Source organism: Streptomyces sp. HSS9-12 (assembly GCF_054963655.1).
The window spans coordinates 58,453-74,418 of sequence record NZ_JBUEGC010000009.1; the positions used below are offsets into that span (position 1 = coordinate 58,453).

At 69.8% G+C, this 15,966-nt stretch carries 16 protein-coding genes; 10 read left to right on the forward strand and 6 right to left on the reverse strand.

All coding sequences use genetic code 11. The annotated features are described in order from the left end of the window. The first annotated feature begins 191 nt into the window (after positions 1 to 191). Positions 192 to 1,103, forward strand: a complete 912-nt coding sequence (locus ACY34J_RS07045; RefSeq protein WP_462725424.1) for an AfsR/SARP family transcriptional regulator — start codon at positions 192 to 194, stop codon at positions 1,101 to 1,103. Between the two features lie 266 nt (positions 1,104 to 1,369). On the opposite strand, the gene ACY34J_RS07050 is transcribed toward ACY34J_RS07045, so the two are convergent. The 3 genes from ACY34J_RS07050 to ACY34J_RS07060 are packed head-to-tail and all read right to left on the reverse strand — an operon-like array spanning position 1,370 to position 3,381. After that, the gene (locus tag ACY34J_RS07050) at positions 1,370 to 2,128 is read right to left on the reverse strand and encodes an SDR family NAD(P)-dependent oxidoreductase (protein ID WP_462725423.1); all 759 of its coding nucleotides are present in this window, start codon (positions 2,126 to 2,128) and stop codon (positions 1,370 to 1,372) included. After that, positions 2,125 to 3,111, reverse strand: a complete 987-nt coding sequence (locus ACY34J_RS07055) for a 3-oxoacyl-ACP synthase III family protein (protein ID WP_462725422.1) — start codon at positions 3,109 to 3,111, stop codon at positions 2,125 to 2,127. Before ACY34J_RS07055 ends, ACY34J_RS07050 begins: the two co-directional genes overlap by 4 nt. A 9-nt stretch (positions 3,112 to 3,120) precedes the next feature. Continuing rightward, entirely contained in the window at positions 3,121 to 3,381 is a 261-nt protein-coding gene (locus tag ACY34J_RS07060) for a hypothetical protein (RefSeq protein ID WP_462725421.1), read from the reverse strand. Between the two features lie 175 nt (positions 3,382 to 3,556). On the opposite strand from ACY34J_RS07060, the gene ACY34J_RS07065 reads away from it, so the two are divergent. The 6 genes from ACY34J_RS07065 to ACY34J_RS07090 all read left to right on the forward strand — a co-directional run bounded on the left by ACY34J_RS07065 (position 3,557) and on the right by ACY34J_RS07090 (position 9,753). Further along, the gene (locus ACY34J_RS07065) at positions 3,557 to 4,462 is read left to right on the forward strand and encodes a class I SAM-dependent methyltransferase (RefSeq protein WP_462725420.1); all 906 of its coding nucleotides are present in this window, start codon (positions 3,557 to 3,559) and stop codon (positions 4,460 to 4,462) included. After that, complete coding sequence (locus ACY34J_RS07070; RefSeq protein WP_462725419.1) at positions 4,459 to 6,024, forward strand: flavin-containing monooxygenase; 1,566 nt, start codon at positions 4,459 to 4,461, stop codon at positions 6,022 to 6,024. The genes ACY34J_RS07065 and ACY34J_RS07070 overlap by 4 nt, the downstream gene beginning before the upstream one ends. Positions 6,025 to 6,044: 20 nt before the next feature. Beyond that, positions 6,045 to 7,520: an FAD-binding protein gene (locus tag ACY34J_RS07075; protein ID WP_462725418.1), complete on the forward strand. Its 1,476-nt coding sequence runs from the start codon at positions 6,045 to 6,047 to the stop codon at positions 7,518 to 7,520. 132 nt (positions 7,521 to 7,652) lie between these two features. Beyond that, positions 7,653 to 8,147, forward strand: a complete 495-nt coding sequence (locus ACY34J_RS07080) for an SRPBCC family protein (protein ID WP_462725417.1) — start codon at positions 7,653 to 7,655, stop codon at positions 8,145 to 8,147. Continuing rightward, complete coding sequence (locus ACY34J_RS07085; protein ID WP_462725416.1) at positions 8,144 to 9,046, forward strand: alpha/beta fold hydrolase; 903 nt, start codon at positions 8,144 to 8,146, stop codon at positions 9,044 to 9,046. Before ACY34J_RS07080 ends, ACY34J_RS07085 begins: the two co-directional genes overlap by 4 nt. Continuing rightward, positions 9,043 to 9,753, forward strand: a complete 711-nt coding sequence (locus tag ACY34J_RS07090) for a 4'-phosphopantetheinyl transferase family protein (protein ID WP_462725415.1) — start codon at positions 9,043 to 9,045, stop codon at positions 9,751 to 9,753. Before ACY34J_RS07085 ends, ACY34J_RS07090 begins: the two co-directional genes overlap by 4 nt. On the opposite strand, the gene ACY34J_RS07095 is transcribed toward ACY34J_RS07090, so the two are convergent. Next, complete coding sequence (locus ACY34J_RS07095; RefSeq protein ID WP_462725414.1) at positions 9,716 to 10,708, reverse strand: AraC family transcriptional regulator; 993 nt, start codon at positions 10,706 to 10,708, stop codon at positions 9,716 to 9,718. The genes ACY34J_RS07090 and ACY34J_RS07095 overlap by 38 nt on opposite strands. 74 nt (positions 10,709 to 10,782) lie before the next feature. Between ACY34J_RS07095 and ACY34J_RS07100 the strand changes: the two genes are divergently transcribed. Beyond that, positions 10,783 to 11,268, forward strand: coding sequence for an anthrone oxygenase family protein (locus ACY34J_RS07100; RefSeq protein WP_462725413.1), 486 nt, complete (start codon positions 10,783 to 10,785; stop codon positions 11,266 to 11,268). Between the two features lie 116 nt (positions 11,269 to 11,384). Here ACY34J_RS07100 and ACY34J_RS07105 read toward each other — a convergent pair whose 3' ends face one another. Both ACY34J_RS07105 and ACY34J_RS07110 read right to left on the reverse strand, forming a co-directional pair. Continuing rightward, the gene (locus tag ACY34J_RS07105; RefSeq protein WP_462725412.1) at positions 11,385 to 11,954 is read right to left on the reverse strand and encodes an anthrone oxygenase family protein; all 570 of its coding nucleotides are present in this window, start codon (positions 11,952 to 11,954) and stop codon (positions 11,385 to 11,387) included. A gap of 194 nt (positions 11,955 to 12,148) precedes the next feature. Continuing rightward, a complete protein-coding gene (locus tag ACY34J_RS07110; protein ID WP_462725411.1) occupies positions 12,149 to 12,982 on the reverse strand; it encodes an NmrA family NAD(P)-binding protein in 834 nt (277 codons plus the stop codon). A gap of 263 nt (positions 12,983 to 13,245) precedes the next feature. Here ACY34J_RS07110 and mptB point away from each other — a divergent pair, with 263 nt between their 5' ends. Both mptB and ACY34J_RS07120 read left to right on the forward strand, forming a co-directional pair. After that, on the forward strand, positions 13,246 to 14,670 hold the full coding sequence (mptB, locus tag ACY34J_RS07115) for a polyprenol phosphomannose-dependent alpha 1,6 mannosyltransferase MptB (RefSeq protein WP_462725410.1): 1,425 nt from the start codon (positions 13,246 to 13,248) through the stop codon (positions 14,668 to 14,670). Next, on the forward strand, positions 14,667 to 15,950 hold the full coding sequence (locus ACY34J_RS07120) for a glycosyltransferase 87 family protein (RefSeq protein ID WP_462725409.1): 1,284 nt from the start codon (positions 14,667 to 14,669) through the stop codon (positions 15,948 to 15,950). Before mptB ends, ACY34J_RS07120 begins: the two co-directional genes overlap by 4 nt. The last annotated feature ends 16 nt before the right edge of the window (positions 15,951 to 15,966 follow it).

The window sequence follows — 15,966 nt, forward strand, 5'->3', positions numbered from 1 at the left end:
TTCCGTGATCCAGAAAGGCGCCGGAATGTCAAATTCCGGAAGCGGAGTTGCGTGTTCTTTGTCTGCTATTCGTTTTCCTTTACTTTTCATTGAACTCCTCGGCGTGGTGGCATCCCTGGCGTGCCTTTGGCGCGTAATCGCCGGCAGGCGTATGCCGCCGCGTTTTCGGCGGCAGCCGATGACAAGGGGGAGTGTTGATTTTGATCAGACTCACAGGTCTCGTCACGATCGAGCACGACGGTGCGCCACCGCGATACCTCTCGAGTGCTCAGGCTCAAGTGGCCTTCGCGCGGCTGATCCTGGAAAGATCCAGCGGCACCAGCCGAGATCAGCTCGCCGACACGGTGTGGCCCGGCGGGCTGCCCAAAACCTGGGCTTCGGCGCTGCGCAGTGTCGTCAGCCGGGTGCGTGCGTTCGTCACCCACCCCATGCAGAAGCCGGCAGCCGATCCGCTCATCGCGCAGGGCGGCCGCTATCTGCTGCGGCTTCCCGCCCACGCGGAGGTCGACGTCGAGTGCGCTGAGGCAGCGGTGACCCAGGCATCCGAGGCGTTCGCCGAGGGGGTGTTCGCCGTGGCGCGGCAGCTCGCCACCGACGCCGTGGCGAATCTCCGCGGTTCGTTTCTGACGGCCCATGACGGTGAGTGGGTCACCGGTGTACGGGAGCGCGTGGAGGCGCTGCGGCTGGCGGCGCTGGAGACCGCGAGCCTGGCCGCCTCGGCCCTCGGTGACGAGCACCACGCACTGCGGTACGCCGATGAGGCGGTGCGCAGTGCGCCGTTCCGGGAAAGCGCCTACCGGTGCCGGATGGCGGCGCATGTGGCCGCCGGAAACCGGGCTGAGGCGCTGCGCTCGTACCACGAGCTGAGACAGGTGCTCGCCGAGGAGTTAGGCATAGATCCGGCACCGGAGATCCAGGCGGCGTACTTGGACCTGCTGCACAGTCCGGAGCCCCGGCGGCCCGAGCCCCGGAGGGCGGTTGATCTGGACCCCGTTCTGATGGGGGTGTTGAAGGCCCCCAATCCCGTATCGGCCGTGCGGTCGCATCCCCATGAACCGCTCATCCAGCGCCACGCCGGCCTGCTGGACGGCTGGCCCGTCTAGGGCCGACTGCCCGTCCCGGGCCTCCTGCTCCAGCCCCTCCTGAGCTCTTCTCCACCCCCCACCAGACTTCTCCCCCTGCCGGCACTGGGGGCAGCCCGGGGGCGCCTCCCAGAGGCTGCCCCACACACCGAGTGGAAGAGGACGACAGGGGAAACAGCGCAGGGGCCCGACAGCAACTGCCGGACCCCCTCGCCCACGCTGTGTCAGGCGTGCCGCGTGCCGTGCCGGCCGTACCGGTCGCCGGGCACCGGCGGCATCGACACCTCTCAGGTGATGGAGACCCCGCTGTCGATGCTGATGACCTGGCCCGTCATGCAGTCCTGCTCCAGGAAGAGGCCGATGCTGCGGGCCACCTCCTCGGGCGTGACGAAACGGGGGATGGGAGCCTTCCCCCGGATGCCGTCGATGACATGAGCCGGCAGCGCCTGCGTCATCGTCGTGATCATGAAGCCAGGCGACAGGGCGTTGACCGTCACCCCGCGCCGCCCGCACTCCGCGGCCAGGGTGCGGGTGAACCCGATGAGGCCCGCCTTCGACGAGGAGTACGCGGTCTGCCCCGCCGTCGCGATCAGGCCGGACGGCGACACGATGTTGATCACTCGCCCCCACCGCTGCCGGAGCATATGGGGGACCGCGGCCCGCGCGGTGTGGAACGGGCCGATCAGGTTGGTGCCGATCACCTGCCTCCAGTCCGCCGGCGACTGCATCGCCATCAGAGCGTCCTTGCGCACGGCGCCGTTGTTGACGAGCACGTCGACGGGGCCGAGCCGCTGCGTGATCTCGTCGTACATCGCGCTGACCGCCTCCCATGAGGAGACGTCGGCGGTCACGACGGCCGAGTCGTTGTGGAGCTTGTCCTGTACTGCCCGAGCCCCTGTTTCCGAGGTGTTGTAGTGGACGGCGACCCGGCACCCCAGCGCGTCGAGTTCGACCGCCAGGGCCTGCCCGAGCCCACCGGATGCTCCGGTGACGAGGGCCACCGGTTGCTCGGGACGGCTGCCGCCCGGCCGGCTGTCACGGCTCATTTCGTGTCTCCGCCCCACTTCAGGAGGACCGACCCCCACGTCATTCCGGCGCCGAAGCCGGCGAGCAGAACGAGCTCGCCATCGTGGATGCGACCCGCGTCGAGCGCCTCGGCCAGCGCGATCGGGATCGACGCCGAGGCGGTATTCCCGTACCGCTCCAGATTGGTGACCAGCCGCTCCGGCCGCAGACCGGTGTGCTGGAGGATCGAATTGATGATCCGGATGTTGGCCTGATGCGGAATGATGTGGTCCACGTCGGCCGCGTCGATCTTGGCGGCCTCCAGGGTTTCCCGCACCGTGCGCACCGTGTACCGGACGGCGTTGAGATAGATCTCGTTGCCGTTGATCTCGGCGTAGTGGAGATTCTGACGCACCGTCTCCTCGCTGGTCGGCATACGGCTGCCGCCCGCGAGCACCTTGAGGCTGCCCGTGCATGAACCGTCCGCGCCGAGGTTCCACGCCAGCACCCGGTTGTCGGCGCTCGGCACCAGGACGACCGCGCCCGCCCCGTCGCCGACCAGGATGCTGAGGTCGCGGTCGTCCGGGTTGGCCGTCAGGGTGTGTGTGTCGGACCCGATCAGCAGGATCGGACGCGGATCGATGGCGATCAGCGCCATCGCCGAGACCAGCCCGTAGACGAACCCCGAGCACTCGGAGTTGACATCGTGCGCGCTGCCGGCGATGCCCAGATCGTGATGGACGAACGCGGACGTTGCCGGCGAGGGCTGCTCGGGAGTCGCCGTGGCGACGATCAGGTGCGCGATGTCGCTGCCGCTCAGTCCCGCCTTGTCCAGTGCGCGGCGACCGGCGTCCACGGCCAGTGAGGCGGTCGTCTGCCCCGGTCCGACGGCCCGTCGCTCGCGAATACCGCACCGGCTGACGATCCAGTGCTCATCGACGCCGAAGCGCTGTGCTAGCTCCACGCTGGAGACGATGCGCTCGGGTACGGCGATGCCCCACCCGGCGATGTCGAAGCCGTTCACGGGCGCCCGCTAGCCCTGCGCCGGCTGCGGCACGAGCGCCACGATCCGCTCGTACACGGTCCGCAGTGTGGTCGTGTCGTCGATGTCCGCGAAGAGCGACTCGTCGGCCGGGATGTGCGGGTACTGGTTCTGGAAGCCGTACAGCCACTCCATCAGGTCCAGCGAGTCCACGTCCGCGATGTGCTGCAGCGGGTGGTCCGGGTCGACCTCCTTGGCGCCTGACACGGCCTCAAGCTGGCTCGCCAGTTCTTCGATCGTCGGCAGCGACATGACGTCGTCCTCTCTGACTTGCTTCGGATTCCTGAACAGGCATGGAACTGCGGTCTGCGCAATCGGGCCGCAACACGGCCATAGCGCCCCGTCTTGCAGATCCGTTGCGAGCCACCTGCTTTCCTCACCGCATTGACGGTCGGAAGCACTGAGCCGGACAGGAATGAGGACGAGGATGACGACGGTCGCATCCAGATCGGTGAACCCCGAAGTCGAGGCGATCAGGCACCACTACGAGGTGAGCAACGATTTCTACCGCCTCCTGCTGGGCCCGACCATGATGTACTCCGGTGGGTACTGGGAGGAGGGCGAGGAGCTTCGGGCCGCGCTCGACCAGGCCCAGGAGCGCAAGCTCGACACGTTCGTCGAACTCGCCGGAGCCGCGGGCGCCGAGCGGGTGCTCGACATCGGATGCGGCTGGGGCACGATGCTCCACCGGCTCACCACCGTGCACGGGGTGCGGGAGGCGGTCGGCCTCACCCTGAGCCGCACCCAGGAGGCGTTCATCGCCGAACTCGGCAACCCGCGGATCCAGACGCGGGTGGAGAGCTGGGAGGACCACGAGACCGGCGAGCCGTACGAGGCCGCGTTCTGCATCAACGCGCTGGAGCACTTCGTGCACTCCAGCCTTCCGCCGCGTGAGCGCACCAAGCGGTACCGCACCTTCTTCGGCCAGGTCCACAAGGCGCTGAAGCCGGGCGGCCGGCTCGTACTGCACACCATGACGGCCGAGGCGCTGCCGATGAACCGGCAGCTGCTGGACGACCTGAAGTTCCTTCAGCGCTCCGAGTTCGAGGGCTGCCACATTCCACATCTGCACGAGCTGGCCCTCGGCATGGAGGGCCTGTTCGATGTGGTCGAGATCGTCAACGAGCGGGAGTCCTTCGCTCAGGCCTGCCGCGCTTGGCTGGAGCTGCTGGCCGAGCGCCGCGACGAGGCGGTCGCCCTCGAGGGCGCGGACGTTGTGGCCCGCTTCGAGCGGTACCTGGACATCTTCGCGTACACGCTCGAGGACAAGTTCTTCAACAACTTCCGTATCACCATCGCCCGTCGGCCCGCCGCACCAGGGAGGCCGTCGTGACGAGCACTCTGGGACCAGTACGCAGCGACGGACCCAGCGAGCCGGCCGCGCAGCGGGACGGCGGCGGCCCGAGCCGGCATCTGCGGGTGGCCGTCATCGGCAGCGGGTTCTCCGGGCTGGGCATGGCCATCCGGCTGCTGCAGACGGGGATCGAGGACTTCCTCGTCTTCGAGCGGGCCGACGAGGTGGGCGGCACGTGGCGGGACAACAGCTATCCCGGCTGCGCGTGCGACGTCATGTCCCACCTGTACTCGTTCTCCTTCGCCCAGAACCCGGGCTGGAAGAGCACCTTCGGCAGCCAGGAGGAGCTCTACGCGTACCTGCGCCACTGCGCCGACCGCTTCGGGGTCCGCTCGCACATCCGCTTCGGGCACGAGCTTCTCGAGGCACGCTGGGACGAGCACGCCCGGCGCTGGCACATCGAGACCTCCCAGGGCGACTACACCGCCCAGGTCCTGGTCAGCGGCACCGGCTATCTGAGCGAGCCGGCCGTTCCGGCGATCCCCGGTCTGGAGGACTTCGCGGGAACGGTGTTCCACTCCTCCCGCTGGAACCACGACCACGAGCTGTCCGGCAAGCGCGTCGCCGTGATCGGCACCGGCGCTTCCGCCATCCAGTTCGTGCCCAAGATCCAGCCCGAGGTGGGACAGCTGGACCTCTACCAGCGCACCCCGCCGTGGATCGGCCCCAAGAACGACAAGCCCACCAGCCGCATGCAGAGCTGGCTGCTCCACAAGGTGCCCGGCTACCAGAACTTCCGCCGCAACTTCAATATGTGGGGCCGCGAGATCCTGGCGTTCGTCATGGCCCGCCCCAAGGTCGCGGCGAAGATGCAGAAGATGGCCAGCGACCATCTGAAGAAGAGCGTCAAGGACCCCGAGCTGCGGGCCCGGCTCACGCCGGACTACGTCATGGCGTGCAAGCGGCTGCTGTTCTCCAACACCTACTATCCGGCGCTTCAGCAGCCCAACGTCGAGCTGGTCACGAACAAGATCGACTACATCAGGGCCAAGTCCATCGTCACGGCCGACGGACGAGAGCGCGAGGTCGACACCATCATCCTGGGCACCGGATTCCAGGCCACCGACCGGCCGGTCGCGCGGCGGATCCTCGGCCGCGGCGGCGTGCCGCTCCGCGAGGTATGGCAGCAAGAGGGCATGTCCGCGCACCGGGGTACCACGGTCGTGGGTTTCCCCAATCTGTTCATGCTGCTCGGCCCGAACACCACCCTCGGCCACTCCTCCCAGGTCGTGATGATCGAGGCGCAGATCGCGTACGTGCTGGACGCGCTGAAGCACATGAAGCGGCGCGGTCTGTCCAGCGTCGAGGTCCGCAGAGAGGCCCAGACGGCGTGGAACGCGCGGCTCGAGGAGCGGTTGGCCGGCACCGTCTGGAACGCCGGCAACTGCAAGAGCTGGTATCTCGACGAGCACGGGCGCAACCCGTCGATCTGGCCCACGTACACCTGGCGATTCCGCCGCCAGACCAAGCGGTTCGACCTGCGGGAATACCAGCTCGCCACCACCCTGGGCGCCGGCACACCGGCCCTGAACCACGCATGACGAAAGCGAGACAGACACCCATGAGCAGCCCCCTTTCGCGGCGTACGGTCCTGGGCGGCGTTGCCGCCGCGGTCGTCGGCTGGAGCACGGCGAGCCAGTCGTGGGCCACCGCCGCCGGTAAGGCCGGCGCCGGTGTGGCGCCGCTGCCGACGCTGGACGGCACGCTGGAGACCTCTCCGGAAGCGGTCGCCCCCTTCGGACACGACTTCGGGCGGATGGTGACCGGCACGCCGTGGGCGGTACTGCGCCCCGGGTCGGTGCAGGACATCGTCAAGATGGTCAACTACACCCGGGCCAACGGTCTGAAGATCGCCATGAACGGGCGCAGCGGCACCGGCAACGACCTTGAATCGCACTCCAGTTACGGCCAGGCAGAGGTGCCCGGCGGCATCTCCATCGATGCCCGCGGCCTGTCGAAGATTATCAGCATCGGCTCCAGCAGCGCCGTGGTGGAGGGGGGCGTCACCTGGGGACAGCTGACCGATGCCGCGTTGGCGTACGGCAAGACACCGCCGGCGCTCACCGACTATCTGCACCTGTCGGTGGGCGGCACGCTCAGCGTCGGCGGTGTCGGCGGCACCGTGCAGAAGTACGGCCTGCAGGTGGACACGGTCCAGTCGGTCGACGTTGTCACCGGCGACGGCCGGCTGGTCACCGCCAGTCCCTCGATCCGGCCCGAGCTGTTCAACGCGGTCCTGGCCGGCGGCGGACAGTGCGGGATCATCGTCCGCGCCAAGGTGAAGCTGGAGCCGGCACCGGCCCGGGCGGCCGTCTTCAGCCTTTACTACGACGATCTGGCGACGTACCTCGCCGACTCCGAGCGCGTCCTGGCGGATGGGCGATTCCACGCCCAGACGGGCGAGGTGCTGCGCAAGGCCGACAACTCGGGCTGGCGGTACAGGATGGAGGCCGTCGCCTACTACTCGGGCTCGGCTCCTGACCGGGCGAGGCTGATCACCGGCCTGCGCGACGACCGGCCGTCCGCGGTGTTCGACGATCTGGCCTACCGCGACTACGTGTTCCGGCTCGACGCCTACGCGGACTACCTGAAGCAGGCCGGGTACTGGACTCAGCCGAAGCCCTGGCTGAGCCTGTACCTCCCGGCCTCGAAGACCAAGGAGTTCATGCAGCTGGTCGAGTCCCAGCTGACCTCGGCGGATCTGGGCGGGGGCTTCCTGCTGCTGTACCCGTACTTCACGTCGAAGATCACCCGCCCGCTGGCGGTGCAGCCGAACGAGCCCGTGGGCTACCTCTTCGATCTGCTGCGGTTCCCCGAACCCGGCGCGGACATCCCGAAGATGCTGGAGCAGAACCGCCGGCTGTACGACGCGAGCGTGGCGATCGGCGCCAAGCGGTACCTGGTCGGCGCCATTCCGAGGATGACGCCCACCGACTGGAAGCGGCACTTCGGCTCCCGCTGGTCCGACCTGGTGAACGCCAAGCAGCGCTACGACGCGGCCAACGTCCTCACCCCCGGTCAGGGCTTCTTCGTCTGAAGCCGGACCGCGCGCTGCCGAGCGGCCGTCAGGGCGGTGCGGGTCCTCCGGAGGGGCCTGCACCTGCCCTGAGTCCCCGTTGCGGCGCACCGCGGTTGTCCCATCGATCCTGCCGTCTGCAGGGAGGCTGCCATGAACGGTTACAACCTTATCGACGAGGCGGTGATCGACGCTCCACCCGGTGTTGTCTGGGATGCGCTCATCGCCGAATTCCGCGGTGCCGCCCGCTGGTGGGTCCCGCACAACACCTTCTCGTCCGCCTCCGGTTCGCCTGACCGGCTGGGCGGCGAGGTCCGGGTGACGGTCCACACCCGGGGCGTCGACCGCGGCGGACTCAAGCTGAGGTTCACCGCCCGCACCGGTGCTGTCGACCCCGGCCGGAGCCTGTCCGTCGAGTACGTCGACGGTGTCTTCCGGGGCCGGAGCGAGTTCATCCTCGAACCGCTGGACGCAGGGCGCAGGACCCGTCTCGGGATGCACTTCCGCGGGCGGCCCCACGGCTGGCTGAAGCTGCTGGCCCGGGTCGCCGACATCGGCGCGGAGCATTCGAAGGCGACCCAAGCGGCGTTCAGCGCCCTGGATATGTACCTCGCCAAGGAGCGGGCGACGGTGGGGAGCGCGTCATGACCGTGTCGACCGGCCTGCGGGCCGCCGCGCCACCGGCTGTCGCGGAGACCGCCGTACAGAGCGACGACGGTGCCCGCCTGGCGGTCACCGTCCTGGCCCCGCCCGCTCCCGCCGCTGCCCAGGACGGCCACGGCTCCACGGTCGTACTGGTGCATGGCTGGGCCGCAAGCCGCCGGGTGTGGGGTACGGTCGCCGACCGGCTGGTCCGCGCCGGCCACCGGGTGGTCCTGTACGACCAGCGCGGCCACGGCGCCTCCACGCTGGGCCGGGAGCCGATCGGCATCGAGCGGCTCGGCAAGGACCTGGCGGCGGTGCTGGACGGCGTGGACGCCTCGGACGCGATCGTCGTCGGGCACTCCGGCGGCGGCTTCGCCGCCATGGCATACGCCACGGCCGGTCCGCGGGCCGCCACCGGGCGACTGGGCGCATTGGTCCTGCTGGGCACCGCGGCCCACGACCAGGACACCAGCGAGGGCGAAGTCCGCATGATGGGCAGCGGATTGTTCTCCAGGGCGCTGGCCCGGCAGGGACTGGGCCGGCGCCTGCTACGGCAGACCGTGGGCGAGCGGCCGGATCCCCAGGCGCTCGAGGTCAACCGGCAGATGTTCGCGGCGACTTCGCCGCGGGTGCGCGCCGAGTGCTTCCGGGCGTCGCGGGGGATGGACCTGCGCGCCGGCCTGGCGTCGGTATGGCTGCCCGCCGTGGTGCTGGCGGGTTCCGCCGACCGGGTCGTCGCTCCGGCGCTCGGACGTGCGGTGGCCAACTCGCTGCCCGATGCCCGTTTCGAGGAAGTGCCCGGCGCTGGGCACATGCTGCCCCTGGAGGAACCGGACGCGGTGGTACGGGCGGTCGCGCGGCTGACCGACCGTGGGCGTCCCCGGCGCGGGCGTACCAAGTGATCCAGGAGATCCTTCCCGCGGGCGTCGGGTCGGCCGAGGCCTTCGACGACCTGGCGCCCGCCCCGCTGTTCCCGGAGGAGGCCGCGCTGATGGCGGGCCGAAGGCCCAGCCGGCGCCGCCAGTTCGCGACCGCGCGTGCCTGTGCCCGGCGCGCGCTGAGGGAACTCGGGCTGCGGCCGGCCCCGTTGCTTCCGGGGCTCGGTGGCGCGCCCCAGTGGCCTGCCGGCGTAGTGGGCAGCATCACCCACTGCGAGGGCTACCGAGCAGCCGCGGTGGCCCGGTCCAGGGACCTGGCCGGGATCGGTATCGACGCGGAGCCCGCGCTGCCGCTGCCGCACGGCGTGCTGGGCCTGGTCGCCTCGCCACAGGAGCGGACACTGCTGGCCGGGCTCAGCGCCGATGAGCCCGGAATCTGCTGGGACCGGCTGCTGTTCTCGGCCAAGGAAGCGGTGTACAAGACCTGGTTTCCGCTGACCAACCGGTGGTTGGCGGTCAGGGACGCCCATGTGGAGATCAGTCGTGACGGTACGTTCTCGGCCCGGCTGGTGCGCGTCGGACCGATCGCCGGCCAGGCGGGAGCGACCTGTTTCACCGGCCGCTGGCTGGTGCGCGACGGGCTGCTGGTCACGGTGGTCGTACAGCCCGCCGGCGCTGGTATGCCAACCCCGTTCAGGGAGCCAGCACCACGCTTCGTGGCGGCGCACTGAGCGGCCGGGCCCCCGCGGCGGGGCCGCTGGTGCGGTACTCCTGGGGACTCATACCGCGCACCCGCTTGAAAGCCGCGCTCAGCGCGAAGCCACTGCTGTATCCGACCCGTTGAGCCACCGTGGCCACCGTGGAGTCCGGCTCGCGCAGCAGGTCCGCCGCGAGGGTGAGCCGCCAGGCGGCGAGGTAGGCCATCGGGGGCTCCCCGATCAGCGCGGTGAAGCGGCGGGCCAGCGCGGCGCGGGAGACGCCGACCTTGAGGGCGAGCGAGGCCACCGTCCAGGCGTGGGCCGGATTCTCGTGGAGCAGCCGCAGCGCCGGGCCGATCACCGGATCGCTCTGGGCCCGGTACCAGGCGGGGGCCCCGGGGCCGGGTGCGGCGAGCCAGGAGCGCAGGACGCTGACCAGCAGCAGGTCGAGCAGGCGGTCGAGCACGAGCTCCTGGCCGGGCTCGTCCTTCGCGATCTCACTGACGAGCAGCGTCACAAGCGTGCTGTCCCCGGCCTCCGCGGGCCGGACCAGCATCTCGGGCATGGCGTCGAGAAGACGCCGCCCGATCTCGCTGGGCGCCTGGTAGGTTCCGCTGAGCATCACCGCGGAACCGTCCTGGATGTCGTCCCCCCAGGTACGCACCCCCAGGGACATGCTCTCGGTGACGTCCTCGCCCTGGGTGGTACTGCAGCGCTGCTCGGGACCGACGGTGATCTGGACCGGCGTGTCGGGGGAGTCGGCGATGGTGTACGGGTGCGGACCCCGCATGACCGCGACGTCGCCGGGGCGCAGCAGCGCCGGCGCGCTGTGGGCCGGGAGCACCCAGGCCTCGCCGCGCACCATCGTCACCACGGAGACCGGTGCGCGGTCCTCGATCCGCAGGGACCACGGCGGATTGAAGACGGACTTCAGCAGGAACGCTCCACGTGCCTTCGGCCCTTCCAGCAGCGCCGTGAGTGTGTCCATGCCTCAGAGTTTAGATGCCGACGAATGAATTCACATTTCCTTGTGCGTAAGAATCTCACCATGGAGGCGCAATGATGGAACTGGCGCGAACGGTGTCGCTGGTGGCGGCGACGATGACGATGGGGCTGGTCACCGGCCTTTTCTACGCTTACGCCTGCTCAGTCATGCCTGGGCTGCGCGGCACGGACGACAGGACGTTCATCGACGTCATGCAGCGCATCAACGTGGCGATTCTCAACGGGTGGTTCGTCCTTGGCTTCGTGGGCGCCTTGCTGTCGACAGGCGTGGCGACGGCGTTGCATCTGATCGGCGACGAGCGGCAGGTCGTGGTCCCGGTCGCGGTTGCCTTCGTCCTGTACTTGGCCGTGATCGCCATCACCCGGCGGGTCAACATCCCGCTCAACGACGAGCTGGCCGCGGCAGGGCCGCCCGAGCGCATCGCTGACCAGGCCTCGGTGCGCAGGAAGTTCGAGGCGGCATGGGTGCGGTGGAACACCGTACGCACGGTGCTGTCGACGGCCGCGCTGGGCTGTCTGTGCTGGGCGCTGGTGCTCCACTGATCCGGTGCGTGCACTGCCGGCCGTGCGCACAGGAAGGCGTGCGAAAGAAAGCGCCCGCCCTGCAGCGGGGGGTCCGGAGGGCGGGCGCCGTTTCATGGGGGTGAGCCGGACGGCTGTCAGCTCTGGGCGAACCGGGCCCCGCCCCTGCCGTGCAGGGTCAGGGCGCGGCCCAGGCAGCCGAGGGCCGCGGTGCAGGCCAGGGTGCGGAAGACGTTGGCAGCCACCCACGCGCCCTCGAACCTGTCCCGGACGGCATGGAGATCGGCGATCCTGGCGGGGTTCCCGGCGCGTTCCAGCTCGTTGTTGAGCGGGATGTTGACGCCCATGGTGATGAGCAGGGCAACCGTGTAGAGGGCGAGCGCCGCCCAGGCCCACGCGGCGGCACCGCGCCGGCCGAGGCGCTGCTGGATCACGGCGGCCACACCCGTGGCCACGAACGCGCCGACGAACACCAAGCCGAACAGGCCGTTCTCAATGGCCTTGTTGATGTTCTGCATGGCGGTCACGAACGTCAGGTCGTCACCTCGACGCAGTCCGGGCATCACGGAGACGTCGAAGGCGAAGAAGAGGCCCGCCATCAGGCCCATGGCGATTGTGGCAGCCGCGAGCACCGGCCCGGCCGCCGAGTGGCGTGGGCCGGCCGGCAGGTCGGCACGGTAGCCGGTAGCTCCCTGGACAGTGTGCATCAGGCTTCCTTGTCTGGTCGCAGAGCGGTCGTGCGTGGGCGATTCAAGGTGGCACGTCCATGCCGTGCTTGCCGGCTCGTTTGCCGGCCGGCCGCGAGGCGTTCGCCAGCGCGGTGCGGCACGGGGCGGTTCCGCTGACGGCGGGCTCCGCCGGCGGTATGCGCCGGTACGCCGGAGCCCGCCGCAGCGTGGGATCAGACCGCCCAGACGCCAGTGGCGGCAGCGTCGGCGGCGTACTCGCTGAAGTCCCGGGGGGAGCGGCCGAGGACCTGCTGGACGCCGTCGACGAGGTGCGCGTTCCGCCCGTCGAGGACCAGGCCGAACAGGTCGGCGAATTCGACCGGCAGGCCGTTCTCCTCCAGAATGGCCCGGTACTCGTCGATCGTGATCGGCAGATAGCGGATTTCCCGGCCGGTGGCCTTGGACAGCTCTGTGGCCACGTCCTGGAAGCTCAGCAGTCGCGGCCCGGAGAGCTCGTAGATCTTGCCGATGTGCTTGCTGTCGGTGAGCGCGGCAACGACAACGTCGGCGATGTCATCGGCGTCGACGAACGGCTCGACAGCATCCCCGGTGGGCAGCACCAGCTCACCGGCGAGCACGGGCTCCAGGAAGAAGCTCTCGCTGAAATTCTGGTCGAACCAGCTTGACCGGACCACGGTCCAGTCGGCACCGGAATCCCGCATGGCGAGCTCGCTGACCTGGGCGCCTTCCTCACCGCGGCCGGAGAGCAGCACCAGGCGGCGCGCACCCTTCCCGACAGCGAACCGGGAGAACGCGCCGACGGTCTCGGCGGCCCCGGGGAAGGCCAGGTCCGGATGGTAGGTGATGTAGACGGCGCCGACGCCGTCCAGCGCGGCCTCCCAGGTGGCGGGGTCCTCCCATACGAAGGGCGGCTCGCCGGAGCGTGATCCGACTCGCACCGGCAGGCCGCGCTCCGCGAGTCGCTCCGCGACCCTGCGCCCGGTCTTGCCCGTGCCCCCGATGACCAGTGTCGTCTGCGTTGTGGCTTTTTGCGTGTTGTCAGTCATGAGTCCAGTCAAGCCTGACCCGGTGAGACGAGCCATAGCTGCGAAGCTCAATTCCATACGCGTGCGTCTACACCGGGCGCCGGATGACCACAGCCGCGACCGGCGCCCGAGGCCGACTCGTCACCGAAGCCGCTCGCTGGGCGGTCGGTCTCAGGTACGCGGCCCACCGGAAGCGGGGCCGGACGATCGCTCGATGACTGTCGGACACGTGCCGGTCAGTGCGCCGTCGGTTCCCGGCCACCACTCACTGACAGATTCCCTGCGTGCTGGCATTGGACGCTGTCGTCGCCCCGGGGCGCTGCCGATGGCTCGGTTTTACGGGTTCGGCCGCTCTCGCGGTGGGCGGCCTCGCTGCCGGGGCCCTGCCGGTACAGGACCTCCTCGCCCGGTCTCCCGGCCAGGTCGCACTCGGCGTGGTCTGCACCTACTTCGGGCTCATCCTGCTGATCGCGGCCTGGTGGTGGCTGGGGCGGGCCGTCAGTGGTCCACAACCTCCCAGCACCCGCGAGCTGTTGGTGACACTTGCCGTGTGGGCTGCGCCGCTTCTGCTCGGTCCGCCGCTGTTCAGCCGGGACGTGTACAGCTACCTCGCACAAGGTGTCATGGTCGACGCCGGGATCGACGTATACACGCACGGCCCCGACCGCCTGAGCGGGCCGCTGGCGCTCGAGGTGTCTCCCGTCTGGCAGCACACACCCACCCCGTACGGCCCGGTGTTCCTCGCCGTGGCGACGGCGGCAGCCGGCCTCTCCCATCCCCAGGTGGCCATCGGAGTGCTGGGCATGCGTCTTGTGGCGCTGCTCGGAGTGGGGTTGATGATCGCCTTCCTCCCCTCGCTGGCCCGTCACTGCGGAGTCGACCCGGCCGTGGCCCTGTGGCTCGGCGCTCTGAACCCCCTGGTGCTGCTGCATCTGGTCGCCGGAGCGCACAACGATGCGCTCATGCTCGGGCTTCTCGCGGCAGGGCTCCTGGCGGCACTGACCCAACGGCATGTGCGGGCCGCGGTGCTCGTCACACTCGCCGCGCTGGTGAAATCGCCTGCCGCGCTGGGGCTGCTGGGCGTCGCATCGCTGTGGTCCGGCCGGCTGTCCAGCCGGGCGCGGCCGGCCGGATCGGCGCTGCTCACCCTTGCGGTCGCGCTGGCCGTGACGGTCGCGGTGACGGCGGCGACCGGCACGGGGTACGGCTGGATAGCGGCGTTGGGCACCCCTGTCTCGCCCGACAACTGGTCGCTGACCAGTACGCTCGGGCGGCTCACCGAGGCGCTGCTGCACTGGGTCGGCAGTGGCATGGCACCCGTCGCCATGCCCCTGTGGCGTTGGCTCGGCCTCGCCGCCACCGCCATCGCCATACTCGCCGTATGGGTGGGGCGCAAACGCTTCCACCCCATCTACGCCGTGGGACTGAGTCTCGCGGCTGTGGCCGTTCTCGGGCCGGCGCTCAGGCCCTGGTACGTCTTGTGGGGGCTGCTTCCGATAGCGGCGGCCGCGCCGGACGGGCGGGTACGGCGCTGGGCCGCGGCCGTCAGTGCCGTGCTCGCTGTGGCCGTACTGCCCAGCGGGTTCGCACCGGACCGTCTGCAGGTGACGCTGGCGATCTGCGGTGGCGCGCTGGCGCTGCTCGCATTGTGGTGGATGTACCTGGCCCCCGGATTCGCGGTCGCGTCCCGACCGCCGGTCAGGCCGTGAGGGGGCCGTGGACGGCAGCACGGCAGCGGCTGCTGGTGCTCGTACTCGTCACCGCCACAGCGGTTTTCCTGGCCACGGTTCCGCTGCACCGCGACTGGTTCGATGTGGGCGTCTACTACGGAACCGTCAACTACTGGATCCATGACGGCGGTCACCTCTACGAGTACCTGCGGCCGGGGACGCAGTTCGGCTTCACATACCCGCCGTTCGCCGCGGTGTGCATGCTGCCGATGGCCCTGATGAGCTGGCCGGCAGCCGTAACGATCAACCTGGTACTCGGCATCGGCTCGGCGGCCGTGCTGCTGTACTGGCTTGTCGGTCCGGTCATCCGCCGACAGGGCTGGACCCCGTGGTTCGCCTACGCGGTGGCGGGGTGCATGTTCGCGTTGCTGGAGTCGGTGCGCGACACGTTCAGCTTCGGTCAGGTCAACCTGCTGCTCATGGCGCTTGTCTTCGCCGACGCGTGGCTCCTTGCCGCGGACCGTAGGCCTGAGCGCGGCGCCGGCTCCGCGGACCGCTTCGCTCGCGCCGCCTCCCGGTGCGCGGGCGCCGGCATCGGCCTCGCCACCGCGATCAAGCTCACCCCGGCCGTCTTCATCTGCTATCTGCTGCTCACCCGGCGGTGGCGCCCGGCCGGCGTCGCCATGGGCACCGCGGCAGCCTCCACCCTGCTCGGCACAGGGGTGGCCCCGGACGCCTCGACGACCTACTGGACCGAGGCGCTGTGGAACACGGATCGGGTCGGCACCCTCGACTATGTGTCGAATCAGTCGCTGGAGGGGGTGCTGGCCCGGCTCCAGCCGGCCGAGCCGAGCCGAACGGTCTGGGCGCTTGCGGTGGTTGCCGTTCTGGGCATCTGGGCTTACCGCAGCCGCCGGGCCGCCGCGGCGGGCGACGAGCTGTCCGGCTTCGCGCTGACCGGCCTCGCCGCCTGCCTCATCAGCCCCGTCACATGGGTGCACCACCTCGTCTGGGTGATCCCGTCTCTGGTGGTGCTCGCCGACACCGGCCTGCGCTCCGCCACCGGATCTTCACGGCGACGCCGACTGCTGGGCGTATCCAGCGCGTTGTACGTTCTGCTGTGCAGCAGCGTGGTCTGGCTGTGGCGGTTCGACGCCTCGGGCGTGGGCGGCTTCCTCGGCAGCAACGCCTATGTGTGGACTTGCCTCCTGCTTCTGGTCGCCCTACCGACGGCCGTGTCGGCCGATTCAGCCGGATCTTCGTCGCCGTATCGGCACAGCGAACGGGAATCGGCCGCCGCCGCGCTGCAAGACGACTAGCCTTGTAAGAAGTATG

What these genes read in the sequence shown, in the direction of transcription:
- ACY34J_RS07050 (WP_462725423.1), bottom strand. Translation starts at nt 2,128, where the DNA reads ATGAGCCGTGACAGCCGGCCGGGCGGCAGCCGTCCCGAGCAACCGGTG.
- ACY34J_RS07095 (WP_462725414.1), bottom strand. Translation starts at nt 10,708, where the DNA reads ATGGACACACTCACGGCGCTGCTGGAAGGGCCGAAGGCACGTGGAGCG.
- ACY34J_RS07105 (WP_462725412.1), bottom strand. Translation starts at nt 11,954, where the DNA reads ATGCACACTGTCCAGGGAGCTACCGGCTACCGTGCCGACCTGCCGGCC.
- ACY34J_RS07065 (WP_462725420.1), top strand. Translation starts at nt 3,557, where the DNA reads ATGACGACGGTCGCATCCAGATCGGTGAACCCCGAAGTCGAGGCGATC.
- ACY34J_RS07085 (WP_462725416.1), top strand. Translation starts at nt 8,144, where the DNA reads ATGACCGTGTCGACCGGCCTGCGGGCCGCCGCGCCACCGGCTGTCGCG.
- ACY34J_RS07060 (WP_462725421.1), bottom strand. Translation starts at nt 3,381, where the DNA reads ATGTCGCTGCCGACGATCGAAGAACTGGCGAGCCAGCTTGAGGCCGTG.
- ACY34J_RS07110 (WP_462725411.1), bottom strand. Translation starts at nt 12,982, where the DNA reads ATGACTGACAACACGCAAAAAGCCACAACGCAGACGACACTGGTCATC.
- ACY34J_RS07075 (WP_462725418.1), top strand. Translation starts at nt 6,045, where the DNA reads ATGAGCAGCCCCCTTTCGCGGCGTACGGTCCTGGGCGGCGTTGCCGCC.
- ACY34J_RS07100 (WP_462725413.1), top strand. Translation starts at nt 10,783, where the DNA reads ATGGAACTGGCGCGAACGGTGTCGCTGGTGGCGGCGACGATGACGATG.
- ACY34J_RS07080 (WP_462725417.1), top strand. Translation starts at nt 7,653, where the DNA reads ATGAACGGTTACAACCTTATCGACGAGGCGGTGATCGACGCTCCACCC.